The sequence below is a fragment of the Flagellimonas sp. 2504JD1-5 genome, from assembly GCF_053618295.1.
Window position 1 is genome coordinate 635,237 of record NZ_JBSIOU010000001.1, and the last position, 25,243, is coordinate 660,479.

A 25,243-nucleotide genomic window follows, 5' to 3' on the forward strand; every position below is an offset into this window, starting at 1 on the left:
ACATGCGTTTCAATCTTCACCTTTGGTGTTTCCTGTTTGGTGCTTCAGTTTTTATGCAAGCCCAAAATTCGTTGCAAAAAGGTGTTGTCCATGATTCCATTTTGGTGTCCACAACAGAAGATGAAACTTTTGCACTTTATCTTCCCCAAGCATTCAGCCAAACTCAATTAAGTCCCATAGTTTTTATTTTTGACCCCGCTGGTAGAGGGGCTATCGGTATTCGTCCTTTTATTTCTGCTTCGGAAAAATACGGTTTTGTCCTTGTCTGTTCAAATGATGCCAAAAATGGCCCTTATGAACGGAATTTTGAAATTTCCAATAAACTTTTCAATCATATTTTTTCCAATTTCAACATTAAAGAAAATGAGATGTACCTCTCCGGATTTTCAGGGGGATCTCGATTAGCAAGTTCTATTGCCTCGCTGACCAATACCTTTGCTGGAGTGGTCGGTTGTGGCGCCGGATTCTCATATTCTCGGGAGCAAATGCCGGCAGCGCATCAATATTCTTATGTTGGTCTTTGTGGTGATCGGGACATGAATTATCGTGAAATGTTGGAAAATAAAGCCTATCTAAAGCTTATAAAATTCAACAGTACCTTGATAACCTACGATGGCGAACACAGGTGGCCGCCTCAAGAACAAATACTTCGCGCCTTCGATTGGTTGCAGCTCCAAAAAATTAAAAAGACACCCTCATCTTTAGATAAAATCATTCATCAATATAAAACAGATCATGCCTTGTTTGGGCAATTAAGGAAAAATGAAAACCTCCTATTTGCATCGGAGCAAATCGAACGTATGTTGAACGATTATAAAGGTTTGATTGATGTTGATAGCCTTTTCAAACAGGCCGATGAACTTCACAAATCGAAAGCATATAAAAAGCGCGTTGCTGCTTTGGGTAATGCATTAAAAATGGAAGTTACGCTTGCAGGCAAATTGCAATCCCAACTTTCGGAAGATTTTGCCAATCCTGACAAGGTAAATTTTGAATGGTGGCAAAAGCAATTTGATAAATTGGATGGGCTTCGTAAACAAGAAGGCACGGAAATTCAAAAAATGGCTTTTCGAGTGAAGTTTGATGTTTTTGCCAGAATCTATTCCACAAAAAATAGCTTGATGTATTCACAAAATGATGCACTTACCAAGCTTATTGATCAATTTATGGGTTTACTGACAACCAACAATAAATAGCGCTTGCCCATTATCTGAATTTTGGTGTACTTTTAGGGAAATCATCATCATGTTTATCAAAAAAAGGCATCTACTTGCCACCCTTTTTGGAATTCTTTTCGTTTTTACCGCTTTTACTCAAGAAAAAAAACGGCCCAATGTCATTTTGATTATTACCGATGATCAAGGCTACGGAGATCTGGGAATCACTGGAAATGATCAAATCAAAACCCCGGTGCTGGACAAGTTTGCCAAAGAAAGTGTCCGTTTCAACAATTTTTATGTGTCCCCCGTATGTGCGCCGACCCGATCAAGTTTGATGACCGGGCGCTACTCACTTCGAACCGGGGTTCGGGATACCTACAATGGGGGTGCCATAATGGCGCCAAGCGAAATTACGATTGCCGAAATGCTCAAACACAGAGGATATACAACTGGAATTTTTGGCAAATGGCATTTAGGGGACAATTATCCGAGTAGGCCCAACGATCAAGGTTTTGATGAATCCCTCATACATCTTTCGGGGGGAATGGGCCAGGTCGGCGATTTCACCACCTATTTTGAGGGCCATCGCAGCTACTTTGATCCCGTACTTTGGCATAATGGAGAAAGAGAAAAATATTCCGGCTATTGTTCCGATATTTTTGCCGACAATGCTATTCAATTTATTGAAAAGAACAAGGACAATCCTTTTTTCTGTTACCTGTCCTTCAATGCCCCGCATACACCCTTGCAGGTGCCGGAAAAGTACTATGAACAATATGCAGACATCGACCCATCCCTTGCTTTCAAAAAAAACAATTCGGCCTCTCGTGAAATGAGCGAGAAGGACAAGGAAGATGCCCGAAAGGTTTATGCAATGGTCACCAACATTGATGATAATATTGGAAAACTGTTAAACAAGCTCGCTGCGCTGGGTATTTCTGAAAATACCATAGTAATGTTTATGACTGATAATGGTCCGCAACAGCTTAGGTATGTTGGCGGTATGCGCGGATTAAAAGGAAGTGTGTATAGAGGTGGCGTTCGTGTTCCGTTCTTTTTTAGATATCCATCAGGATTTAAAGGAAATAAGGACATAGAAACGGCCGCTGCCCATATTGATGTATTGCCCACGCTTGCCCAATTGTGCAATGTGGAAACTCCCTCGGACAGAAAAATTGATGGTAAAAACCTACTGCCGGTTTTACAGGATAAAAAAGTGGATTGGGCAGACCGGTCATTGTTTTTTTATTGGGCCAGAAGATATCCTGAGCTGTATCACAACATCGCCCTTCAAAAAGGGGATTATAAGCTTGTGGGGCAGACAAATTATAGCGCTTCGATTGGGGATTTTGGGTTGTTCAATATTAAAACAGATCCCAATGAACAACAAAACATGGTGCAAGAGTATGCCGGTTTGGCAAATTCCCTTAAAAATGAAATGGATGCTATGTATAAGGAGTTGATTGCGTCTGAAAACCTCGTTCGCCAACCCTTGATTGCTATTGGAACTGAATTTGAAAATCCGATAATATTAAATCGAAATGATGCCTCTGGTCAACGTGGAATATGGGATCAGGAAGAAATCTACGGAAAGTGGGAGGTCAAAGTCAAAAAGGGTATTTACAACATAAAGTTTAAGTTTATTAAGTCCATAGATGCAGGCGGAAGAATGTTCTTGGAAACCGGGGCAGTTGTAAATCAAATGAAGAATGATGCCAAAACCGATATCATTGAAATGAGGAGCGTAAAGCTTCCTGAAATGGAAGGCTCATTGGTTCCCTTTTATATGGTTAAAAGAAAGCGAATCTTTCCTTTTTGGGTAGAAATGGAGCGAATTGAATAGTGCTAATCCCCTTCTTCATAATAACCTTTTATCAAATACAGGGTGTCTGCCCTAAACGAAAAGTCAATGGATCCATACTCATCAAAAATGCTATAGGTGTTCGCTTTCGGAGCCTCCTTTTTCTCCAACTTTATTGCTTTCAGAAAATCTTTGTGGTCCATTCCAATCCTAATCCCATTTATCATCGGTAATAAAGGGGTTGTAATGGTAGCAGAATGCTTGCCCTCATAATCATAAAAAGTAAGTTTAGTTTCTTGATAGTTAATTGTATAGAAGGTATAAGCGTCACTATAATCGTCCTCCGCTACTTCTTTCTTCTTTACTTCGACTTCGTCACCAAGAAGTTTCTTCAATTCATCAACATCCAATTCAAAATTATACGGATGATATAGGAAGTCATAATATTTGCTCGCGTCCAGATAGAATATTTTATCCTGTGTAGCAGGTAGTTCCTTGGGGTTGGAATCACTTTCAAATGTGCTGGATGAAGCCACTTTTAGCTCTCCGTTTTCTTTAGAAGTTGTTTTCATTTGGGCTTGCTTGTCTTTGGAGAGGCAACTAAAAAAGATAAGAACTAGACAAATAATGGGTCTCATAAGTCAATTTTAGAGGAACATAGCCTAAAAACGCCTGTTTTTTTATCCCAAATTGGTAGAACCCCCTTGTGAATTTATAAAATCAGTTTTTTGGTTGTATATACAACTATTATGTTCTAAATTTGAGTGATGTCAAACAATTTCAATTATCCCAATATTGATCATTGTAATCCCTCAACTTGTATTTCGGGTAATATCATGAAGTGCAAAAGGATAATTGCCAATATTTTTAGAAAACACTTGCGTCCTTTTAGGATTACCGACAGTCAACTGAGTATCCTTTTTGTGGTAACCAAGGCGAGCGCCGTGAATCAAAAAAGGTTATCAGAGAAATTATACATGGAAAAATCCACCGTGAATAGAAATCTAAAACGATTAACGGACAAGAACTATATCTCAATGGATGGAGCAGGTTTTCTTTTTACTACGGAAAAGGGCAAAGCATTTTTGGAGGGGGTAATTCCCCATTGGAACAATGCTATGGCCGAAATCAGGGAAATATTGGACCAAGATGGGGAAAACGCTCTAAATCTGATTCTTGGTAAGCTGAGTTATTAGAATTTTGTTGAATAGTTGTATATACAACCTTAAAACATTTAATCATGATCAAAACTTCTTATGTGTTACTTTTTGGTGTGCTGCTGCTAATTCTTCTATGGGGGCTTATTAATGGGTTAAATAAAATTGGTGTGTCCTCCTCAAAAAGAAATCGAGCAGTGATTTTAACTACTCTGGGTATATTTTCTTGGTTGGCCCTTCAATACTTTATCTGGACCACTGGATTCTATTATGATCTTTCCCTCCCACCTAGGATTCCATTGTTTATGGTGCTGCCCCTATTTCTTTTTATCGTCTTTTTTATGTTCAAGAATCGGAACCACAAGGTGCTCGCATCAATTCCCATTGCCCTTCCCATAGCTGTGCAAAGCTTTAGGGCCGTGATCGAGGTTTTGTTCTACTTTACTTTTATACAAGGAATCCTTCCTGTTCAAGTAACCTTCGAAGGAGCCAATTATGATGTTTTAATAGGACTGTCCGCCATAGTCATGGCTGTTTATGCCAATCGCCCAAATGCTTCCAGAAAGGTCCTTTTGGTATGGAATATCATCGGGATTCTTGTAGTTCTCTTTGCAGCTTTCATCTTTATTACTTCATTCTATTTTCCATCTATCTGGGGAGACACTGGTATACCGATAGGGTTCAATCAATTTCCATTTTTATTATTGCCCACATTCCTGATGCCTTTTGCTGTGTTTTTACATGTTTTATCCATTGTCCAGCTAACCCAAAAACAGCGGTCTTGGATTAGATAATCGTTCATTTCACAAAAAGGTTCGTCTCGGTTAATTTCCATGTTCGGTAAATTGTTATGTTTATAGCACTAAGATTTCACCAACATGAACAGGTTTTTCTATTTTTCCATCTTTCTAATATCGATTCTTTTTAACCTTTCATGCAAGGAAAAAGTAAAAGAACAGCCGCTGACCAAGCCTAATATTGTGTTCATTTTTGCGGATGATCAATCTTACAACACCATCAAAGCATTGGGAAATGAAGAAGTACATACACCCAATCTGGATAAACTTGCCAATAGTGGTGTGACTTTTACCCACACTTATAACATGGGCGGTTGGAATGGTGCCATCTGTGTGGCTTCAAGAGCAATGCTTTTAACCGGGCAATACATTTGGAATGCACATAAAGCCGATTCTTTGATGCGAGCGAAGAATTATCAAAATCCTATGTGGGGAAACCTCATGGAAGCAGCTGGGTACGACACCTACATGGCCGGAAAATGGCATGTGACCCAACCAGCAGAGGCAGTTTTTCAAAATGTGGTTCATGTGAGACCTGGAATGCCCAACCAAACCGAATCAGGCTATAATAGGCCCTTAAGTGAGACAGATACTTTATGGAGACCCTGGGACAAATCCAAAGACGGCTTCTGGAAAGGAGGTAAACATTGGAGTGAAGTTGTGGCTGATGATGCTTCTACCTTTATCAATCAAGCTGTGCAAAAAGACACTCCATTTTTTATGTATTTGGCGTTCAACGCTCCTCATGACCCCAGGCAATCACCTGAAGAATTTGTGCAAATGTTTCCTTTGGACAGTGTTGAATTGCCCAAAAGCTTTTTGCCCGAATATCCCTATAATGAGGAAATGGGAAGTGGAAGAAAGTTGCGCGATGAGCGTTTAGCTCCTTTTCCACGGACAGGACATTCTGTGAAAGTGAACCGTCAAGAATACTATGCCATTATCGCCCATATGGATGCCCAAATCGGTAAAATTCTCAATGCTCTGGAAGCCTCAGGTAAAATGGACAACACCTATATTGTCTTTACCGCAGATCATGGATTATCTGTCGGGCAACATGGCCTTTTAGGCAAGCAGAACATGTACGATCACAGTGTGCGGACTCCATTATTTGTTGTTGGACCTAATATTCCTGAAAACAAGAAAATAGAAGCGGATGTTTATCTTCAAGACGTGATGCCAACCGTTTTGGAAATGGCTGGTACCGAAAAACCAGATTTTGTTCAGTTCAAGAGTCTCATGCCTCTCATAAAAGGGGAGCGGGAAAGTAATTACGAATCCATTTATGGCTGCTATACCCAAACGCAGCGAATGGTCAGGGCCAATGGTTTTAAATTGATTGCCTATCCGAATGCCGGAAAGCTACGGTTGTTCGATTTAAAAAATGACCCGCTAGAAATTAATGACCTTGCTGATGATGCACAATTTACTGCAACCAAAAATCAGCTTTGGAAGGAATTGCTTTCACTTCAACAGACCATGAATGATCCTTTGGATTTGGAGCAGTTCAATTTTGATTGACACATATGCATCTAAAACCTTTGTTTGTCAATTGCTCCATTGTCACAAATCCATTTTTACTATATTGTCAGGACAGGTACCATTCTTTAATCTTTAGGTGCTTCAAAAATTAGCCATGGCCAAAATCACCAGGGAAGACATTCAAATTGTAAGCAAGCACAGCAATTGGTCTGAAAAAGGAGTTGCCCAATCTCTAAAAGAGAACGTTTACAATGACGCTAAGGCTTGGCAAAGTTTTCTTAAGCTTTTTTTATTGGGTTTAGGCGCCTCTTTTATAACATTTGGCATACTCTTTTTTTTCGCCTACAACTGGGAAGACCTACATAAGTTTGTGAAAATTGGTTTAATCGAAGGCTTGGTTGTGGCTCTTACACTTGTTGTTCTATTTTCAAAACTCAGTAATTTTACCAAGAATATTTTACTGGCGGCAGCCTCAATTCTAGTCGGGGTATTGTTGGCGGTTTTCGGCCAGATTTATCAAACAGGGGCCAATGCATATGATCTGTTTTTGAGCTGGACCTTATTGATTACCCTTTGGGTAATAGTTTCCAATTTTGCGCCAATGTGGTTGCTCTACATAGTTTTAATAAACACTACGTTTATTTTATATACGGAACAAGTTGTCCATGATTGGACCTCTGGTTTTGTTTTTACCCTATTTTTTTCGATCAACCTTTTACTTCTTCTCATTTTTGTTATTGGTTCAAGATTCGGAGTCAAAGTTCACTCTCCTAAATGGCTTCAGGGTTTGTTATTGGTTTTTGTTGTGGTCTTGGGTACAATGGGTTTTATTATAGGAATTTTTGAGGGCCCCAGTGCTTCATTTACTTCACTTTATCCATTGGTTTTGCTTTTCTTCGGATTAGGTATTTGGTATGGGTTAAAGCATCAACAAATAATCTATATGTCTCTTATACCATTTGGGGCGATCATCATAATTTCCTCCTATTTAATTAAACTTTCTGATGGAGCGGCAATGTTTCTCACGGTCGGTCTGTTTATTGTCGTCAGCATCTCTTTGTTGATCATGGCATTACTTAAACTCCAGCGAAAATGGAAAAGATAAAAACCATACAAAAGTTGTTGGACGGGATACAATCCGAAGAAGGGAGCTCTTTCTCTTACGACAAAGAAGCCATCTATAATGCATATCAAAACACAGATGCCGACCAGCCTGGTTTGGCCATTAAACTCCTTTCCGTTTTTGGTGGCTTCTTGGCTTCATTGGCGCTATTTGGCTTTATGGGTATTTCCGGAATCTTTGACTCCGAATATGGGATATTGACCGTAGGAATCGGTTCCATTCTTGTGGCATGGGCAATCAACAGAAATGTGGACAAACTTATTTTTGACACCTTTAGTGTTTCCATTTTTATTATTGGGGTAGTCAGCTTGGCTGTTGCCCTATTTCAATTTGATATGGATGAAAACACCGTAACCTTTATCATCATTCTTATTGCAGTTACCAGTCTCTATGTGATGCAAAACTATGTTTTGTCCTTCGTTTCCACTGTGACCATCGGAAGTTGTTTGTTGATTTTCATCATTTCCAACGACATCTATGATTTAGTTCACCTATATGTTGCTTTTTATGCTGCAGTAATGGGTTACTGGTTTTTGAACGAGGCAAAAATCATTGGCTCCAGCGCTAAAATGTCTCTGCTCTACAGTCCTTTACGTATCGGTATTGTTATTTCATTTTTATTTGGATTGATAGCATTGGGAGTAAAGGATTTGATTCGTTTGGATCACCATTACATCTGGATATCTTCCATTTTTATATGGATCGGGGTGCTGTTGATTGTACATAAAATCCTGGAGGTCGTCAAAATGACGGAATCCAAGCATAAATCGGCAGTTTACGGCCTGACGGTGTTGTTCTTGCTGCCCACGATTTTTTGCCCTTCAATTTCCGGGGCAATCTTAATTATTTTATTGAGCTTTCTGGTCAATTATAAAACTGGCTTTGTCATAGGGATTGTGGCATTGGTCTATTTTGTCTCACAATATTATTACGATCTTAATTTTACATTGCTCACAAAATCCATCATCTTGATTTCTTCAGGAATCGTGTTGTTGGCTTTCTATTTGTTTATCCATAAAATGCTCAACGCGAATGAAAAAGTATAAATGGGTCATCATTCTGTTAAATCTAATTATCATCCTGTTGGTTTTTAACAACAGTGTGGTCAAAAAGGAGACTATTATGTCCGATGGTGAGCTTGTGCTATTGGAGTTGGCCCCGGTTGATCCAAGATCGTTGATTCAGGGGGATTATATGCGTCTACGCTATGCCATTTCTGAAGAAATAGACAATGACAGCATTCCTAAACGAGGCTTTTGTGTGGTTAAACTACTACCTAACGGAACTGCGGAAAAGGTCCGCTTACAGGAAGAAACCACTCCTATTGATGAAAACGAACATCTTATTGAGTACACTGTAAAAAATTGGTGGGGCATAAACATTGGGGCTGAGTCTTTTTTCTTTCAAGAAGGAGAGGCGGCAAAATATGAGGCGGCTAAATATGGTGGATTAAAAATAGATGATGAAGGAAATAGTGTTTTGGTGGGATTGTATGATGACGAACTAAAACTAATAGAATAGCGCTACTTTTGAACATGCAAAAACTCAAGGTGTGTGAACTTTTTGCCGGTGTTGGAGGTTTCCGCTTGGGGCTGGAAAATACGGGCACGTATGAGGTGGTTTGGAGTAACCAGTGGGAACCATCCACGAAAACCCAGCACGCTTCCATGGTCTACGAGGCCCGTTTTGGCCCAGAAAACCATTCCAATACAAATATTGAGGAAGTTCCAACTTCCGAAATTCCGGATCATGATATCTTGGTGGGCGGATTTCCCTGTCAAGATTATTCGGTGGCCACCACGCTAAAAAATTCCAAAGGGCTCATTGGCAAAAAGGGAGTGCTTTGGTGGTCCATCCATCGGATTCTTTCAGAAAAAGTAGTGAAACCCAAATACCTCTTTTTTGAAAATGTAGATCGTATGCTCAAATCGCCTTCCAGTCAACGTGGGCGTGATTTTGCCGTTATGCTCAAAAGTCTCAACGACTTGGGCTATGCTGTGGAATGGCGGGTAATCAATGCGGCGGAATATGGCATGCCCCAGCGCCGAAGGCGTGTTTTTTTTATGGGATACCACAAATCAACAGAGGTGTATGACCAGATTCGTGGAATTTCACCAACAAAATGGATTTTGGAAGAGGGCACTATCGCTTCCTCTTTTCCGGTTAAAAAACAAACCACTATTTCTTCTTTTTCTTTAGAAAAAGATTTGGTGTCCCTTTCCAACAACTTTAATGAGGAAAAAGGGCTTTCGCCTTTCCTAAACTCAGGAATCTGTATTGACAATGAAGTGCACACCTTAAAAACCACTCCAGATTATTACGGGTCCAGAACGGTTCTATCCGATATTTTGGAAGATACTTCAATGCCTGAGTTTTACATTCCAGAAGCCGATATTCCAAAATGGGAATACCTTAAAGGGGCAAAAAAAGAAATCCGCAAGACCAAAGATGGTTTTGCATACAATTATAGCGAAGGGAGCATGGTTTTTCCCGACGCGCTTGATCAACCTTCCAGAACTATTATAACCGGTGAGGGTGGTAAATCCCCGTCCCGGTTTAAACACGTGGTCCATACCTCAACAGGGCTGCGAAGACTTTCTCCTGTTGAATTGGAACGGTTGAACATGTTTCCCGACAATCACACTAAATTGGATGGTATTTCCAATACCAAAAGAGCTTTTTTTATGGGCAACGCTCTTGTGGTGGGTGTGGTGGAACAAATGGGCAAAGCATTGTTCCAGAAAATAAACGCCCTTGAAAAGCAACTTCAAAGCTGATCTGGCCAAAGAAAAAAGATTGGCCTCTTTATTGGATTCCTATTACCAAAAGCACTTAAAGTTTTACACTTTTGAGCGGGTTTATGACCTAAAACAGCAGTTGAGCGGAATCGACCTTATCTTAAAAAACAAAACAACCGGGGAAACATTTTTTGTGGACGAAAAAGCCCAATTGGATTACATAAACGAAACCCTCCCCACTTTTGCTTTTGAAATTTGCTATCTAAAAAATCGCGTGGATAAACCCGGTTGGCTGTTCGATTCGGCCAAAGTCTCCCATTTTTATGCGTTGGTCACCAGTATTTTTTCTGATGAGGATGAAATATACACCTCCTGTAACATCACCTTTGTGAATCGGCAAAAATTGATACCCTACTTGGCCAAAAGAGGTCTAACCCAAGCATTTTTAAAAGAAATCATTTCTGCCAACAAAGACCTGCACGGAAAACTATTGTTGGAGAATCTCGACCCAAAAACCGAAGGCTATTTGTTCTTTTCCAGAAAAAACAAGGCTGAAAACCCGGTAAACCTTATTTTAAAATTAGAGTTTTTGTGTAGGATAGGTGTGGGTAAGAGGTTTGTTTAATTTTATCTTGCTTTGCAATTTATCTGTCTGAGCTAAAATAAGCCGCTTTTAGCGTATCTATGACAGCAGCATCTGCCCAATAGATGTTGGACATCCCGTTCTCCTCATTATATCTGCTGAAGAAAAGATACTTGCCATCCGGGGTGATGCTTGGGCAGGTCTCCGTGAAATCGGAATTTACGGAAGGTCCCAAATTAATGGGTTGTGACCAAGTTCCATCTTTTTCCCTAAAGCAAATATGGATATCCCTGTCCTTGGTTTTGTCGTTATCTTTTTGGGCATCCACGAGAATAAAATCCTGGGATGGAGAGATAAAACCATGGGCGCCATAGGCAATATCCAGCTCATGGGCTTTGGGGTAACTTCCATTTTTGTTTGGGGCATAGAACATTTTCCATTTTGAGATGCTGGTGTAATACATATCTCCGTTGGCAGCCGTATTGGGGTAGAAAACGATATCATCGTTTATAGGTGAATCCAAAACTTTTGCCTCGCCCCAACCATTTTTTAAACGGTCTGCCCGCCAAATTTTCTCGTCTGAAAAGATGGAGTCGTAAGCAGCAAAAAAGAGTTTGTCTCCGTTGGGATCAACAAAAGCTTCAAACTCGTTCTTTTTGTTGCCTTTGGTAAAGTTTGCTTTCTGTAGAGGGGTCCATTGGTTGCCTTCAAGTTTTGAGGTAAACACGTATTGGATGCCATTGTCCCGGTTCCCTGAAAAATAGAGTTCGTCCATGTTGGGGGAAAAGGAAACTGCATATTCGTACCTCCCGTTTACGGATACCGTTCCCGGTGCAAATAGCTCTGCAGTTGCCCCGGGTGGGGTCTGTCCAAAATAGGAGACTTCTTTTGTTGGCTGCTCCTTCTCTTTTGTTTGTTTGTTTTTGCTGTTGCAGGCGGTTATCAACAAAGTGAGAACAAATGTTGAAAGCAGAAAGTTATTTATTTTCATTTTTCATTTGATGAATTAGCGAAATCAAGATAACGCCTTTGGGTAGCGTTGGCCAAGGGTTTAACCTTTTGTTGGCAAATGGTCTGGATAAACTGCCTGAGTTATTTTGCTCTATTCACATGAATTATTATAGAAATCAATAATCGCCATTAAGTTCTTCTTTTTCAATTCCTTGTTTTGGATTTTTTCAACCAAAGCAGGACAATCAGAAAAGAAATTAGAGGCTGCTTTTTTAAAGTTTTTGGAAACCCAATAACTCGTGCCCAAATGTATTGCCTCTTCTTCTCTCTTTTTTCTGACAAAAGAGTGTGTAAGAGGCACCCCATGCAATCCTCCCCTAGCCTTACTTGTCATATAACCTTGAGTATCATCTCTATAATAAATCACTTTTTCTCCAACATGTACAACTTCCAATACATCAGGATAGGTTCTATCTTTAATTTTTTGATAAACAAAAACAGTTGGTGTAAAATCGTACCATACCTTCACCGTGTCTACTTCTCTAAAAGAAAAAAATTCCTTTTTAGCTTTTTTTTCTTTTTTAAATCTTATCCAATGCTGATGAGCGGGTTCACCCAGACCTTTCAGAACTTTTCCATTTTTAAAAATCACTTCTGCTTTGAAACCCTGTCCAAAAGAATTTACAGAAATCATTAAAAAAAGAATAAGAGACAGTCTCACTGTGGTCATTTTGATATTGGTTTAGTTAAACTTGCAAGTAACAATACAAGTATACAGTGTTAAGTCGATAATTTATATGAATTTGCTGATATTTTGTGGGGTGGTCATTTCTTTCCTATCCCCCCAATCCTAGCCTTACAAATCTCCTCTGTAAGCTTTTTTAGTTCATCCACCCGCTCCGCCAAATATTCCAGTTCACCTTTGGTGATTTGGTACTCGTCCATTTTGTAGCGGGCATCGATATAGGCGCGTTTTAGAAGTTCAAAAAGGTGTTTTTCGGTGTCGGTGGTCTTGGGGAAAACGGCAAAACGTTGGTCGCACATTTCCACCTTTATGCCCAGGTTCTCCAAATTATGGTCTTTGGGGCGGTAGTCGGTAAAGACAAGCAGAATGGTGGTGTAGTAGCGCTCGGTGGCTTGGTGGAGTTCAAAGGCAGCTTTGTGAAAATCTGCCCTGTCCATCCCATGTTGAAAATCGATAAGAAAGCTGTTTGCACTTTTAAACCACTGATCAAAATGGTCCTGTGCTTTTTGTTGGTACTGCCCTGCAGTCAGTTTTTTAGGATGGGCGAGCTTGAATTTTTCAGAATTGTACAGCACCAGTCCTTCTTCTTTAATGTCCTTAAAAAAGTAGTTGCCCATGGTCAAAGAGGCATTCAGTTGCTTTATGCCATGAAAGATCAGGCTTACCGGTGTGGTCACTTTTCCGGTTGTAACCAGCTCGGCCTTGATCTTGTCCTCGATCCGAAACTTTTGTTTGAAATCTTCATGGGTAATCACCACGAGAATGTCAAAATCACTACGGTATTCGTAGGTGATGCCTTTTTCCACATATTGGTCCTCTACCCAGTTGCCCCGGGCGTAGCTGCCAAAAAGGATGACCATTTCCACCAATTTATGGGCGGAAAGCTGCTCGGTGAGCAGTGTAAGTTCTTCTTGTTTGGATTTGGGCAAATGGTTCACAAACGCAAAGTAAGGAATTATTCAGTTAGGACGTGCTTTAGCAATATTAACCAAGGTTTTCTATTTCTCTTTTTATTTTTTCAGTCCAGCTTTTGTCTGTCGGGTCAACAATAATCACATTGAAGTTAAATCTTTCAGCTTCAATGCCGACGCCTTTGGAGTCATCAATATGTAAATCAAATTCAAATGCTGTGGGATATTTTGAAGAGTTAATGTTTCGAGATTTAAGAACTCGCTCATTTTCCTTTTGATTTACAATTTTCTCCACACTTATTCCATAAAATCTTAAAGTCCTCCTTATGTTTCTTGTAGAACGAAATGATGTGGTATAAATATGAACTCTATGGCCTTGGTTCTGTAGTTCAGAAATTAATTCTGGTGTTCCTTTGCGCAATTCTTCAATGCCAAAAAACTTTGCTATTCCACTTCTTTTTTCGGTTTCAAATTCCTTACCATTCGGAATTAGGGTACTGTCAAGGTCAAAACTGATGTTCATTTCAACTATTTGTCAATCCGTAAGTATTACTTTGGAGGGATTCAAAACCAAAGTAAGGAATTATCTCATCCTTTTAAAGCAGCCAGATAGTTCAATTCGGAGAATGCAAGCTCATTTTATTACCTTCCGAATCTAGGAAAATGGCAAAAAACCCAACCTCATCGGCATGCGGAGTTTTGGGGATTAGAATCTTTCCACCATTGCTTTTAACTTTGTCCAAAATTACCTGAAGGTCGTTACCCCCGTTCAAGTAAACGGTAACACCATCTGGTGATGGGTTGTATCCTTCTCCTTTCATGATCACTCCCACCACCATTTGATCTTCCAAAGGCAAAAGGCCCATTTCCACCCCTGGGAATTCCATTTTCTCTATGTTGATGTCTAAAATAGCTTGGTAAAAATCAATGGCCCGTGTAATGTCAGACACAGGGATTTCAAAAATGGATACATAACTTTTCATAAGTGTTGCTTTTTGCATTTCTTGTTTTGGTTCTGGTTGCTTTTCTAGCTCCGATTTTGTCTTGTTTTGGCAAGCGGTATAGCCCAGGACAATCAGGGCTGCCGATAGGCCGTATAGGATTCTTTTCATGTTCTTTGGTTGAAATGAATCACAAATCTAAAGCGACCTTAAACTGCGAAATTGTAAAAATGCGACACCCTTTCTATTTATAGAAAGCTGCGGAGAGCGCCATGTTTTCGTTTCCTAAAAATTCCTTTGGGCTAATGCCCGTAAACTCCTTAAAGTCCTTGATAAAATGTGCCTGGTCGTAGTACTCACTTTCGTAAGCAATGTTGGTAAGGTTTTCTCCTTCTTTGTTCAACAACATTTTTAAAGCACTCTGCAGTCGAATTACCTTGCCCAACTGTTTTGGACTGATGCCTATTTGCTTTGCGAAGTTTCTTTCCAGTTGTCTTCTTTTGGTAAGATTTTCTTTGATGATGGCATTTATGGGGGTGTTGCCCTTGGTTTCCAAGAGCACATCTACGGTGGATTTTACAATAGTGTCGACGGTGCTGGTTTCGTTCAGCCTTTTTAGAAGAAATTCTTCGACAATTGCTATCCGATGCTGGGTGTCAGCGGCTTCAATGATTTCCTGTTCCAGCTTTGTGCCCGCTTCTTCCCCAAATAGGTCTTTAATGGGTGTTTCCTTATTGGCCAAAGTTTTAATGGGCACCGAAACAAAATTGGCAAAACCATAGGGATAAAAACTGACGGAAAAAGAGTTGACACATCCTGTGGGTTCCACATAAAAAGGCTCAAGGGTCTGCCCCAAAACAAAGGCTCTGGGTTGAAGGATAAAATTACTTTCAGAAGTATAGCGTTTGATGTCGTCCCCGAAAATAAATGCCATTTCAATTTTGCCATCTGGGATTATCCGTTGCTTTTGGGCATCGTCCGAAGCAGGAACTTCCAAACTCCAATAACAACTAACCAAGGATTTTAAATCGGAATGTGGTTGAAAGGTTTGGTAGTTCATGGCGTGTTCTTTCTGTTTTTTCACCATCCAAATATATGGAATGCCTCCTTCCATACAGTCCTTGTCTTAACATTGATATTTATGTCCTTAATCCACCGCTATTTTTAGTATTTCTTCTATAAGTTCGCCGGTATTATATGGCGGGTTAGCTTGTCCAATATTAGCTGAGAATATTGCCTTTTTGATAGGAGAATACGCAGTAAGTGAACCGTAAAACCCCGAATGTCCATAAAACGTGTTGTTGTTAAATGTATATTTTGTTATGCCAAGGCCATAATCAGCTCCAAATTCAGCAGCTTGACTTATATCTGTCATTAAATCTAACGTCTCTCTTTGTTTAAAAAGTTGATGGGTAAAAAGCTTTTCAAAAAACACGCCCAACTCTTTGGTTGTGGAAATTAGACCTCCTCCGGCCCATTCGTATGATGTATTGACCTTTTTGGTCATGTTGATTCGGTTTAAGTATGCATCAATATGTTTTCCGTTGCCCGTTGGTGGCTCATAATACTCAAAATAGGTGTTTTTCATGTTCAAAGGTTCTAGAATTCGATTCCTCAGTACTGTTGGCAAATCAGTTCCGGTCACACTTTCTATGATAAAACCCAACACCATATAGCCAACATCAGTATAGCTAAAACCTTTGCCCGGAAAGTTATGGGGCTTTTTATTCAGCCTATATTTAGAAAATTTGCGCATGAATGATACTGGGTCATATTGTTTGCTTGGATGAAAAAACACGCTGAGGTTCCATCGGAAACTGGCATCGGTAAACACATCCGCTATACCCGATGTGTGGTTCAGCAACATTCTTACCGTAATGGAATCGGTATAGTTTTCTTTTTTATACACATGAAGATCCTTGATGTCTATTAATTTGTATCCTTCAACATAGTTTAATATCGAATTGTCCAAATCTATTTTGCCCTCTTCATATAACTGGAGAATTAGGGTCGCGATAAAGGTTTTGGTGATGCTCGCTATTCTGTATTGATGATCTTTGTCAATAGGTGTTTTATCCCTTCCCCTTATCCCAAGCCCATTGTGATATTCAAAATTATTGATGCCGTCCTTTATATACACCATAATGTTATGAACAGGTCTTTTTCCTTTGTCAATTAAATGATCTTGGAGCAGCTCCGTGATTTGTTCACTTTTGCTCTGCGCATTGATAATCGAGCCTATTGCGATTAAAACAGTCACAAGAACCTTTCTGATTTTACTTGTTTGCATTGTGGTTCTATAATTTTATTTGAGGTTCAAATAAAACCATAGATCTAGTAGCAATACTGAAGTTTAGATCGTGTTTTTAGTGAAGTGTATCCGATTTGATGTTGAACTGTACCTTACCATTCAACCATTTTTTGAAACTAGGGGATTTGGTCCGTGAAATTGATATGTCAATAACATCATTTCCTTGATCAATCTGAATCAGTAGTTTTTTGTTTGCCGTTTTTGTAACCGATACGATGGCGTTTCTGTTTACGATAAATTGCCGGTTTGCCCTAAAAAATAATGTTGGGTCAAGCGTTGTTTCCAGTTCTTTCAGGTTTTTGTCCAAACTATATTTTTTTCCCTCTGCATCAAATGCTCGTGTAACATTAAACTCTGAAAAAAAACAAGGTATCTGTCCTCCATCGACATAATAGGTGCTTCGATTTGAAATCATTTCAATCTTATCCAAAAAAGGTGGATTTGAAAAAAGGGAGTTTAAGATCATTGTTTTGTAGTTAAGATAGATATGGTTGATGAAAGCCGCTTCAAGCGCAATGATCAATAAGGTGTGTGTATAAAAACCTAACTCTACGTTTTGTTCATTAACTCCTGTTGATGTCAATGTTGTCCAAATAATCAAAATCAGGATAGCAGGAATCGATACCAACGCATACATAATCAAATATCTGATTACATATTGTTTTTTTGAATTTATGAACTTGTTGAGCTTGTTGATTAAGAAAAAGGCAAATGTCCAAGCGGTCAGCCCCATCAGCAGATCGTTGATAAATGTTTTGAAGAAAAAAGGGGAAAACCATTCAACATCATACGCCAAATGATAGTTAAGCGTGTTAAATATGAATATCAAAATAACTCCTAAAAGGTATTTTTCTTTTCTTTCCGAAAGTTTATTATGCTTTCTGTTCATGCTTTAACTTCAACATATTAGATTATGTTTTCACCATCCTCACATGTGGAATGCCATCTTCTAAATACTCTTCACCTTGGGCAACAAAACTCAGTTCTGTATAAAACTTTAAAAGATACGTTTGGGCAGAAATTTCAATGGTGTTTTCCGGGAACCTTGTTCCAATCTCCTCCAAGGTTGCCTGCATAATTACTTTCCCATAGCCATATTTTCGCTCATCCTTGGCAACCACCACTCTTCCAATGCTGGTGTTTTTAAAATAATCCCCCGGACCAAAAACACGGGTATAAGCGACCACTTTTCCATTTTTGGAGCCAATTATGTGCAATGCTTTTTCATCTTTGCCATCCACATCTTGGTACACACAATCTTGCTCCACTACAAACACTTCACTTCGCAACTGTAAAATTTGATACAGTTCTTTGGTGGTTAGTTCTTCAAAGGTTTTTGTTGTAATCTCCATCAATCTTGAACTATTACGCTTTTGGAGTCGCATTTATCAAACTCCGGTTGAATGTTCACATGGTTAATGCCATGTTTGTGGTACACATGTTCTTCAATATCCACCAGAACCTTATCAAATTCTGATAGTTTAATGTCCTCCTTAAAATCGATATGGGCTTCTAAATGAATTTCTTCTTCGTTCAATTGCCAAATATGAACGTGGTGGACATTTTTAATGGGTTCCAAAGTACAGATGGATTCCACTATTTCCTTAACCTCAATGGATCTTGGAGTGAAGAGCATCAAAACTTTTGTCGATTCTTTCAATAGATCATATCCCATATAAATCAAATACACTCCTATGATCATGGTCAGTGCTGCATCTACCCAAAACACTTGAAAGTACTTCATCAACAAACCTCCTATTAATACGGCTACGGAGGCCATCATGTCTGTCAATAAATGTAAATAGGCCGATTTCATGTTCATATTGTCCTCAGAATCCTTTTTCAACAAAAGCACACTGAACCCATTACCTAAAATAGCTATCAACGCCAACCAAATTACCAGATTGGATTCTATTTCTTGAGGTTCGAAAAAGCGTTCCACCGCTTCTATCATTAAAATGATGGCCACAATGACCAAGGTCGATGCATTTATAAACGCGGCCAATATTTCGGCCCGTTTATAGCCGAAAGTTTTGTTTTTAGATGCTTTCCTTCTGCCCAAGCGTGTGGCAACATAGCTTATGACAAGAGAAAGGACATCACTGAAATTATGGAGGGCATCAGATAATAAGGCAAGACTGCCCGAAATTATACCGCCAATTACCTGTGCAACGGTAATGGCTATGTTCAGCACTATGGAAATGAGAAGATTTCTTCCCTTTAAATCGTTATGGGAATGTTGGTGGCCATGGTGATGGTGGTGTCCCATAGCAGTTTTTATCTACAAGAAATCTTTTCTACCCTTCTTTCGTGCCTACCGCCTTCAAATTCGGTGTTCAAAAAAGTTTCTACCATTTCCAAAGCTTGTGGCAGGGCAATAAAACGCGCGGGAAGACTCAAAACGTTTGCATCATTATGCTCTCTGGACAGGGCGGTGATTTCCTTGGTCCAACATAAAGCACTCCGTACTTTTTGATGTTTGTTCGTAGTCATATTAGCTCCATTTCCACTTCCGCAGATAACAATGCCCATATCTACATTTCCTTCTTCAACATCTTTGGCCACCGGATGGACAAAATCAGGATAATCTACACTGTCAGTGCCATCAGTTCCGTAATTAGTAACTTCAATTCCTTTGGATTTCAACAATCCTATAATGGCCAATTTATAATCGGTTCCGGCGTGGTCATTACCTATTGCTATTTTCATTGTCCTGGTTTTGGTTTCTTGAATTACAAAGGTACAATTCTTTTGGTGGAGCAATGTTGATAAGAATCAGTAAAAATATGGATGAAACTTAGTATCAGACACTTACAAATTCTTCTGGATTGTTGATCATTTCTTTAAAAGTTGAACAAACTAAATTTTGTTGTTTTCCTTAATAATCTTAATACAGATAAAAAATGAATGATTTGAAAAGATTCAATTAAAAATTAATCAACGTTAATCAAAAGTTTATTGATCGTAGTTAACATTGAATCCATATTTACTTTTCAATAATTTTATGTTGACAACACTTATTAAACAAGGTGCATAAAAATTCTAATGTCTTGATTAATAATCTTCTTATGGATTGAAAACTTGTGGATAAAATCTTCTTGTTGTTCAATACAAGTTTTCTTTAAAAAATTTATCCCGCTTTTCAACAAGCAATCATAATCATCATTTTAATTTAATTTAAAAAAGAAGAAAAATAATTATAATGTATGTTGTTGATAAAGTGCTGCGGTTTTGTACTTAGTTTATTGTTCACCTAGTCAAGGATATTAATTCGTATTTTTCACCAAATAAAAATTTAATGTCTAAAAATAAGAAGAGAGCAAGGAGTCAACGGAAGAATGAGATAACAAAAGGCATTTTTACAGTACTTGAAAAAGAACCCTCAAAATCTTTTAATTATAAACAGATCGCTACCAAACTTGGGATTAAAGAGACCAAGGATAGAAATGATCTGATCAAACGCTTGGGCCAGCTTAAGGCCACTAATAGAATTTTAGAGGTAGATCGCGGAAAGTTTAAAAAGAAACCTTCATTGCATACCTATTTTACGGGAACCATTGATGTAACCATGAGCGGGAATGCTTATGTGGTCATTGATGATTTGGATGACGATGTGTTTGTTCCGTACAACAAATTGAACAGGGCATTCCACGGTGATACGGTGGAAGTGTTTTTAAAGCCAAAAAGAAATGGGAAAAAACCCGAAGGTGAAATTTCCAAGGTTTTGGAACGAAAAAAAACCACCTTTGTTGGTATTGTTGACAAGCAGAAAACCTTTGCATTTGTTCGGCCTTCTGACCCGAAAATGTACACCGATATTTTTGTTCCCATTGAAAAGTTGAAGAAAGCAGAAGACGGCGATAAGGTTTTGGTTGAGATTGGAGATTGGCCAGCTGATGCGGATTCACCGTATGGAGCCATTACCCAAATCCTTGGAAAACCTGGGGAGCATAACACTGAAATACATTCCATTTTAGCAGAATATGGATTACCGTATGAATTTCCATACGAAGTGGAACAGTTCGCAAAAACGTTGGATACTTCCATAAAGGAATCAGAGATTGCCAAAAGAAGGGATATGCGAGAAGTATTGACCTTTACCATAGATCCAAAAGATGCCAAGGATTTTGATGACGCCCTTTCTTTTCAAAAATTGGAAAATGGAAACTATGAAATAGGTGTACATATTGCGGATGTTTCCCACTATTTGCAAGAAAATACCATTTTAGAGGAAGAAGCTTATGAACGCGCCACTTCGGTTTATCTGGTGGATAGGGTTGTGCCTATGCTCCCTGAGGTTTTGTCAAATAATGCATGTTCCCTTCGTCCCAATGAGGAGAAATATACCTTCTCCGCCATTTTTGAGATGGATGAAAAAGCAAATCTTGTAAACCAATGGTTTGGACGGACGGTTATCAACTCCAATGAACGGTTTGCATACGAAGAAGCGCAACATATTATTGAAACAGGGGAAGCCACAATTCCGAAGGAAATTTCAATTCGAAAAGGCAGTTATTCGGTTTCCGATGAAATAGTGCAAGCAACATTGACGTTTGACAAGCTTGCGAAGATCATGCGAAAACAACGTATGGATGAAGGGGCAATTTCATTTGATAAAATAGAGGTACGATTCCATCTTAATGAAAAAAATGAACCAGCAGGTGTTTATTTCAAAGAATCCAAAGATGCCAATAAGCTGATCGAGGAGTTTATGCTCTTGGCCAACAAAAAAGTGGCTGAGTTTATCGGCAAACAAAAGAAGACATTTGTATACCGTATTCACGACGAACCGGATGAAGAGAAATTAATAGCCTTAAATGGAGTTATTTCCAGGTTTGGGCATAGTGTTAACCTAAAGGACAGAAAAAGCATCAACAGCTCTTTAAATAAGCTTCTGGAAGATGTAAAAGGAAAGAAAGAGCAGAACTTGGTGGACACCTTGGCGATTAGAAGTATGAGCAAGGCCATCTATACCACAGAAAATATTGGACACTATGGTCTGGGGTTTGAATATTATACTCACTTTACATCACCGATTCGTAGATATCCCGATGTAATGGTGCATCGATTGCTACAACATTATTTAGATGGGGGAAAACCACCTAAAGCTCCTATTTATGAGGAAAAGTGCAAACATTCGTCGGATATGGAACTGTTGGCGGCCAATGCAGAAAGAGATTCTGTAAAATATATGCAGATAAAATTTATGGAAGACCACAAGGACCAAAAGTTCTTGGGAGTGATATCTGGAGTGACCGAATGGGGCATTTATGTCGAAATTATAGAGAACAAGTGCGAGGGAATGGTAAGGATTCGCGATATTAGGGATGATTATTACGTATTTGATGAACGACAATACGCGATTGTTGGTGAGCGATACAAACGAATGTATCAGTTGGGCGATGAAGTTTATGTAATGGTCAAGGATACAGATTTGGTAAAACGACATCTGGATTTTTCCTTGATTGGGAAAAGGGAGAGCATAACTTTGGAATAGAATTTGTTATCGATTGATATTCAATTTATAACCAATGAAAACAATACATTTTTTACTTGTTTTTATTTCACTTCAGGCACTTGTTGCACAAAGTGAAAAAATCACCCATGAACTTGAAAATTTCACCGAAGTAAAAGGCTTTGATGGTATTTCGATAAATCTTATCAAATCGGATGCGAACAAAGCAGTAATTACGGGAGCCAATACTAAGAAAGTGGCCATTGTAAACAATGACGGGGTATTAAAAATTCGCATGGAGATTGATAAAATATTCAGCGGTTATCGAACTTTTATCGACCTCTACTTCACCGAAGAATTAAAAGTCATTGATGTAAACGAAGATGCTCGGATTGCATCTGAAGAAACTTTTGTGCAAGAGGTTCTGGATATTAGGGCACAAGAAGGTGGCGAACTGGTTTTAAAAAGCCAGACAGAACAACTTTTGGTAAAAGCGGTTACTGGGGGGGAAATAGAAGTAACAGGTTTTTCGGATAATCAAGATGTCATAATAAATACCGGCGGAACATACAATGGTAAAGCCTTCAAAACAAAATTCACAACGATTTCCGTTAATGCCGGTGGTACCGCTCAAATCTATGCAACGGATTATGTAAAGGCCAATGTAAAGGCAGGTGGAGAAATTTTAGTGTATGGAGATCCGCAGAAGATGGATGAAAAGAAAGTATTTGGAGGAAAAATAAAACGTGTGGAATAACATATGATCGAAGATATCCAAGCAGCGATTCCCTTGGGCTTTTTATTGAGTTTTATGATTGGCCCTGTCTTTTTTGTTTTATTGGAAACCAGTGCAACAAAAGGATTTAGGGCGGGTTTGAGTTTTAATGTTGGTGTTATTATTGCGGATATTGTTTTTTTATTAATTGCCTACTTCAGTAGTTTTCAATTATTGGAAAATTTAAGCAATCAACCAGGTCTTTTTGTTTTTGGAGGAATGATTTTGCTGGTTTATGGCATTGTTATTTTTGTGAAGAAAGAGACTAAAAAGGCCAATCTCAAGGCTTCAAAAGGGAATTATCTAGGATTGATGGTAAAGGGTTTTCTGTTAAACTTCATAAATATCGGGGTGCTGGCCTTTTGGTTGGGTTTGATCGTAATTGTTGGGCCAAGTCTAGAAAATACACCGAACAGAATTTTGGTCTTCTTCAGCTCTGTAATCCTGGTTTATTTTATTACGGATTTGGTAAAAATATTACTTGCGAAGCAGTTAAAAAGATATTTGACGCAAGAACGTATTGTACTCATTAAAAAAGGCCTTGGAATAGTATTGATGGCATGTGGGATAGTCCTCATTACTAAAGGGTTCTTGCCGAAGGAAAAATTCAATATAAAGGAAGGGATAGAACGCATAAGCGAATAAAAAAACCCAACCTAAAGTTGGGTTTTAGAGGCATCGAGCGGATTCGAACCGCTGTACAAGCTTTTGCAGAGCTGTGCCTAGCCACTCGGCCACGATGCCAGAGTTGGCAAAGCTAAAATATTTTGCGTGAATTAACTACCGAAAAGGCGTTAAAAATAAGGGTATTTCAGGGGGAACAAACTTAGAGGCATCGGGTGGACTCGAACCACCATAAAAACCTTTGCGAGATTTTGTCTTTCCAATTCGACCACAATGCCGTATCGTGAAACAAAATTAAAGAAAATGTTACGGTTTAGTAATTTGTAACAGAGCCGTTTATCGAGAATATTCGAGTTTCACCGAAACACTCTCAACATCACCACCCATGGGCGGATTGATTTTGGCAACCTCTATATGGGCCTTGTTTACCATTTCAAGCTCCAAAAAAATACGATCTATAATGCGCTTGGCAACGTGCTCCAGAAGGTTGGAACGAATGGCCATTTCTTCCCTAACAATCTTGTTTAAATGGACGTAATCTACGGTTTCCTGAAGTTTGTCAGATTTGGAAGGTTGTGAAAGATCGGCATAAACGTCAAGATCAACACGATAATCACTACCGATGAGCATTTCTTCCTTTAGACAACCATGGTTGGAGTGTACCCTAATGTTGTTTATCCTAATCCTTCCCACAAATCACAAATTAAGCGGGACAAAAATAGGCGAAACCAAATTAATACATGCATCTACAATTGCTAATGCCTTGAAAAAGGTCCATCCCAACGGTTAACACATGGGTCCCCGTGCTATAGCCTAGAATCTCGTTGGTGATCACTTGATAGGAGTATCCAAAATAGAAGTTACTTTTCTTTAATCCGGCTATGGGCGCAATATAAAGTGGCTTTCCCAATTGATCGTTCAAAAAACGATAGGTAGCTCCTATGTAATAATAATCTTCAAAATCGTGAAAACGGAATTTTGCATTCAAATCGGTAACGGAACGCCCATCACTTTCAAACCATTGAAAGAAAACAGAAGGCTCTATCTCCAACTTACTGTTTTTACTTTTTGAGATACTATAGCCTGCATATGCGTAATAATTCCTCAAGGTATTAGGCTCAAAAACCGGATTGAATTGCTCCAAGTTCTTTGGGAGAATGTTTGAAGCGTTCAAACTAATATAAAACTTGTCATATCGATACAACACCCCAAGGTCAAAATTGTGGTTGGTCGTGGCCTTGTCATCGGTGGGCAATTGCCCATTAAAATCTGTGAAATTTTCTACATCAATCCTAAACTGATTGAAGTTATAAGAAATTCCAAAAGAAAGAAAAATATCGTCGTAACGGTTTAAGGTAAGATGATGCGCAAAGGAAACCCTTGCCCCTCTTTGTTTTGTCTCTCCATTACTGTCATTGTACATCAGCATGCCCAATCCCGATCTATTCCCAATTCGAGCATCTGCGGCCAAAGTTTGGGTATCAGGAGCATCTTCAATACCAACCCATTGAGTCAACCCATTTAAACGAACCTTTATGTGGTCTCCTATACCTGCATAGGTTGGGGACATCAAAAAGGGATTGTCCGCAATATATTGGGAAAGCTGTGGTATGGTCAACTCCTGACCTCTAGCTCCGAGGGTCAGTAGTATCGTAAAAATTAAGAAACAACTTTTTTTCAACATGGTTC

The 25,243-nt window shown here is 39.0% G+C and carries 27 protein-coding genes and 2 tRNA genes; 13 read left to right on the forward strand and 16 right to left on the reverse strand.

Translation table 11 applies throughout. The features are described from left to right. Positions 1 to 2 precede the first annotated feature (2 nt). A complete protein-coding gene (locus ACULLG_RS02850) occupies positions 3 to 1,196 on the forward strand; it encodes a hypothetical protein (RefSeq protein WP_452125257.1) in 1,194 nt (397 codons plus the stop codon). Between the two features lie 49 nt (positions 1,197 to 1,245). Further along, positions 1,246 to 3,003, forward strand: a complete 1,758-nt coding sequence (locus ACULLG_RS02855) for an arylsulfatase (protein WP_452125258.1) — start codon at positions 1,246 to 1,248, stop codon at positions 3,001 to 3,003. Positions 3,004 to 3,005: 2 nt separating this feature from the next. Here ACULLG_RS02855 and ACULLG_RS02860 read toward each other — a convergent pair whose 3' ends face one another. After that, positions 3,006 to 3,533 carry a hypothetical protein gene (locus tag ACULLG_RS02860; RefSeq protein ID WP_452125259.1) on the reverse strand — a complete coding sequence of 176 codons (528 nt, stop codon included), beginning with the start codon at positions 3,531 to 3,533 and terminating at the stop codon, positions 3,006 to 3,008. A gap of 195 nt (positions 3,534 to 3,728) precedes the next feature. On the opposite strand from ACULLG_RS02860, the gene ACULLG_RS02865 reads away from it, so the two are divergent. From ACULLG_RS02865 to ACULLG_RS02900, 8 genes are all read left to right on the forward strand, one after another. After that, positions 3,729 to 4,157: a MarR family winged helix-turn-helix transcriptional regulator gene (locus tag ACULLG_RS02865; protein WP_452125260.1), complete on the forward strand. Its 429-nt coding sequence runs from the start codon at positions 3,729 to 3,731 to the stop codon at positions 4,155 to 4,157. A gap of 44 nt (positions 4,158 to 4,201) precedes the next feature. After that, positions 4,202 to 4,912 (forward strand): hypothetical protein, encoded by a 711-nt coding sequence (locus ACULLG_RS02870; RefSeq protein WP_452125261.1) that lies wholly within the window; start codon positions 4,202 to 4,204, stop codon positions 4,910 to 4,912. Positions 4,913 to 4,996: 84 nt separating this feature from the next. Next, the gene (locus ACULLG_RS02875; RefSeq protein WP_452125262.1) at positions 4,997 to 6,436 is read left to right on the forward strand and encodes a sulfatase-like hydrolase/transferase; all 1,440 of its coding nucleotides are present in this window, start codon (positions 4,997 to 4,999) and stop codon (positions 6,434 to 6,436) included. A gap of 115 nt (positions 6,437 to 6,551) precedes the next feature. Further along, positions 6,552 to 7,502: a DUF2157 domain-containing protein gene (locus ACULLG_RS02880; protein ID WP_452125263.1), complete on the forward strand. Its 951-nt coding sequence runs from the start codon at positions 6,552 to 6,554 to the stop codon at positions 7,500 to 7,502. After that, complete coding sequence (locus ACULLG_RS02885) at positions 7,490 to 8,566, forward strand: DUF4401 domain-containing protein (RefSeq protein WP_452125264.1); 1,077 nt, start codon at positions 7,490 to 7,492, stop codon at positions 8,564 to 8,566. The genes ACULLG_RS02880 and ACULLG_RS02885 overlap by 13 nt, the downstream gene beginning before the upstream one ends. Continuing rightward, positions 8,553 to 9,041, forward strand: a complete 489-nt coding sequence (locus ACULLG_RS02890; protein WP_452125265.1) for a GDYXXLXY domain-containing protein — start codon at positions 8,553 to 8,555, stop codon at positions 9,039 to 9,041. The genes ACULLG_RS02885 and ACULLG_RS02890 overlap by 14 nt, the downstream gene beginning before the upstream one ends. A gap of 14 nt (positions 9,042 to 9,055) precedes the next feature. Further along, positions 9,056 to 10,297, forward strand: coding sequence for a DNA (cytosine-5-)-methyltransferase (dcm, locus tag ACULLG_RS02895; protein WP_452125266.1), 1,242 nt, complete (start codon positions 9,056 to 9,058; stop codon positions 10,295 to 10,297). Continuing rightward, complete coding sequence (locus ACULLG_RS02900) at positions 10,275 to 10,883, forward strand: hypothetical protein (RefSeq protein ID WP_452125267.1); 609 nt, start codon at positions 10,275 to 10,277, stop codon at positions 10,881 to 10,883. Before dcm ends, ACULLG_RS02900 begins: the two co-directional genes overlap by 23 nt. A 19-nt stretch (positions 10,884 to 10,902) precedes the next feature. Here ACULLG_RS02900 and ACULLG_RS02905 read toward each other — a convergent pair whose 3' ends face one another. The 11 genes from ACULLG_RS02905 to rpiB form a co-directional block, all read right to left on the reverse strand. Next, positions 10,903 to 11,832 (reverse strand): hypothetical protein, encoded by a 930-nt coding sequence (locus ACULLG_RS02905; protein ID WP_452125268.1) that lies wholly within the window; start codon positions 11,830 to 11,832, stop codon positions 10,903 to 10,905. Between the two features lie 111 nt (positions 11,833 to 11,943). Beyond that, positions 11,944 to 12,486, reverse strand: a complete 543-nt coding sequence (locus ACULLG_RS02910) for a hypothetical protein (protein ID WP_452125269.1) — start codon at positions 12,484 to 12,486, stop codon at positions 11,944 to 11,946. Between the two features lie 131 nt (positions 12,487 to 12,617). After that, positions 12,618 to 13,475 (reverse strand): HEPN domain-containing protein, encoded by an 858-nt coding sequence (locus ACULLG_RS02915; protein WP_452125270.1) that lies wholly within the window; start codon positions 13,473 to 13,475, stop codon positions 12,618 to 12,620. A 46-nt stretch (positions 13,476 to 13,521) separates the two neighbouring features. Continuing rightward, positions 13,522 to 13,971 carry an HAD family hydrolase gene (locus ACULLG_RS02920; protein WP_452125271.1) on the reverse strand — a complete coding sequence of 150 codons (450 nt, stop codon included), beginning with the start codon at positions 13,969 to 13,971 and terminating at the stop codon, positions 13,522 to 13,524. A 91-nt stretch (positions 13,972 to 14,062) separates the two neighbouring features. Further along, on the reverse strand, positions 14,063 to 14,560 hold the full coding sequence (locus tag ACULLG_RS02925; RefSeq protein WP_452125272.1) for a VOC family protein: 498 nt from the start codon (positions 14,558 to 14,560) through the stop codon (positions 14,063 to 14,065). Positions 14,561 to 14,633: 73 nt separating this feature from the next. After that, the gene (locus tag ACULLG_RS02930; protein ID WP_452125273.1) at positions 14,634 to 15,503 is read right to left on the reverse strand and encodes an AraC family transcriptional regulator; all 870 of its coding nucleotides are present in this window, start codon (positions 15,501 to 15,503) and stop codon (positions 14,634 to 14,636) included. Between the two features lie 33 nt (positions 15,504 to 15,536). Then, positions 15,537 to 16,679 (reverse strand): serine hydrolase domain-containing protein, encoded by a 1,143-nt coding sequence (locus tag ACULLG_RS02935; protein ID WP_452125274.1) that lies wholly within the window; start codon positions 16,677 to 16,679, stop codon positions 15,537 to 15,539. A 76-nt stretch (positions 16,680 to 16,755) separates the two neighbouring features. Continuing rightward, complete coding sequence (locus ACULLG_RS02940; protein ID WP_452125275.1) at positions 16,756 to 17,589, reverse strand: LytR/AlgR family response regulator transcription factor; 834 nt, start codon at positions 17,587 to 17,589, stop codon at positions 16,756 to 16,758. Positions 17,590 to 17,611: 22 nt separating this feature from the next. After that, a complete protein-coding gene (locus ACULLG_RS02945) occupies positions 17,612 to 18,052 on the reverse strand; it encodes a GNAT family N-acetyltransferase (protein ID WP_452126524.1) in 441 nt (146 codons plus the stop codon). Next, a complete protein-coding gene (locus ACULLG_RS02950; protein ID WP_452125276.1) occupies positions 18,052 to 18,969 on the reverse strand; it encodes a cation diffusion facilitator family transporter in 918 nt (305 codons plus the stop codon). Before ACULLG_RS02950 ends, ACULLG_RS02945 begins: the two co-directional genes overlap by 1 nt. An 8-nt stretch (positions 18,970 to 18,977) precedes the next feature. Next, positions 18,978 to 19,409 carry a ribose 5-phosphate isomerase B gene (gene rpiB / locus ACULLG_RS02955; RefSeq protein WP_452125277.1) on the reverse strand — a complete coding sequence of 144 codons (432 nt, stop codon included), beginning with the start codon at positions 19,407 to 19,409 and terminating at the stop codon, positions 18,978 to 18,980. A 589-nt stretch (positions 19,410 to 19,998) separates the two neighbouring features. On the opposite strand from rpiB, the gene rnr reads away from it, so the two are divergent. Genes rnr through ACULLG_RS02970 form a run of 3 tightly spaced genes read left to right on the forward strand, consistent with a single transcriptional unit; the run spans position 19,999 to position 23,575 of the window. Continuing rightward, positions 19,999 to 22,197, forward strand: a complete 2,199-nt coding sequence (gene rnr / locus ACULLG_RS02960) for a ribonuclease R (RefSeq protein ID WP_452125278.1) — start codon at positions 19,999 to 20,001, stop codon at positions 22,195 to 22,197. Between the two features lie 34 nt (positions 22,198 to 22,231). Beyond that, positions 22,232 to 22,912, forward strand: coding sequence for a head GIN domain-containing protein (locus ACULLG_RS02965; protein WP_452125279.1), 681 nt, complete (start codon positions 22,232 to 22,234; stop codon positions 22,910 to 22,912). Positions 22,913 to 22,915: 3 nt separating this feature from the next. Beyond that, the gene (locus ACULLG_RS02970; RefSeq protein WP_452125280.1) at positions 22,916 to 23,575 is read left to right on the forward strand and encodes a LysE family translocator; all 660 of its coding nucleotides are present in this window, start codon (positions 22,916 to 22,918) and stop codon (positions 23,573 to 23,575) included. A gap of 28 nt (positions 23,576 to 23,603) precedes the next feature. On the opposite strand, the gene ACULLG_RS02975 is transcribed toward ACULLG_RS02970, so the two are convergent. The 4 genes from ACULLG_RS02975 to ACULLG_RS02990 form a co-directional block, all read right to left on the reverse strand. After that, a tRNA-Cys gene (locus ACULLG_RS02975) sits at positions 23,604 to 23,674 on the reverse strand. 86 nt (positions 23,675 to 23,760) lie between these two features. Then, positions 23,761 to 23,832, reverse strand: a tRNA-Cys gene (locus tag ACULLG_RS02980). A gap of 58 nt (positions 23,833 to 23,890) precedes the next feature. Further along, entirely contained in the window at positions 23,891 to 24,247 is a 357-nt protein-coding gene (folB, locus tag ACULLG_RS02985) for a dihydroneopterin aldolase (protein WP_452125281.1), read from the reverse strand. A 40-nt stretch (positions 24,248 to 24,287) separates the two neighbouring features. Further along, positions 24,288 to 25,238: a PorP/SprF family type IX secretion system membrane protein gene (locus ACULLG_RS02990; RefSeq protein WP_452125282.1), complete on the reverse strand. Its 951-nt coding sequence runs from the start codon at positions 25,236 to 25,238 to the stop codon at positions 24,288 to 24,290. Positions 25,239 to 25,243 lie beyond the last annotated feature (5 nt).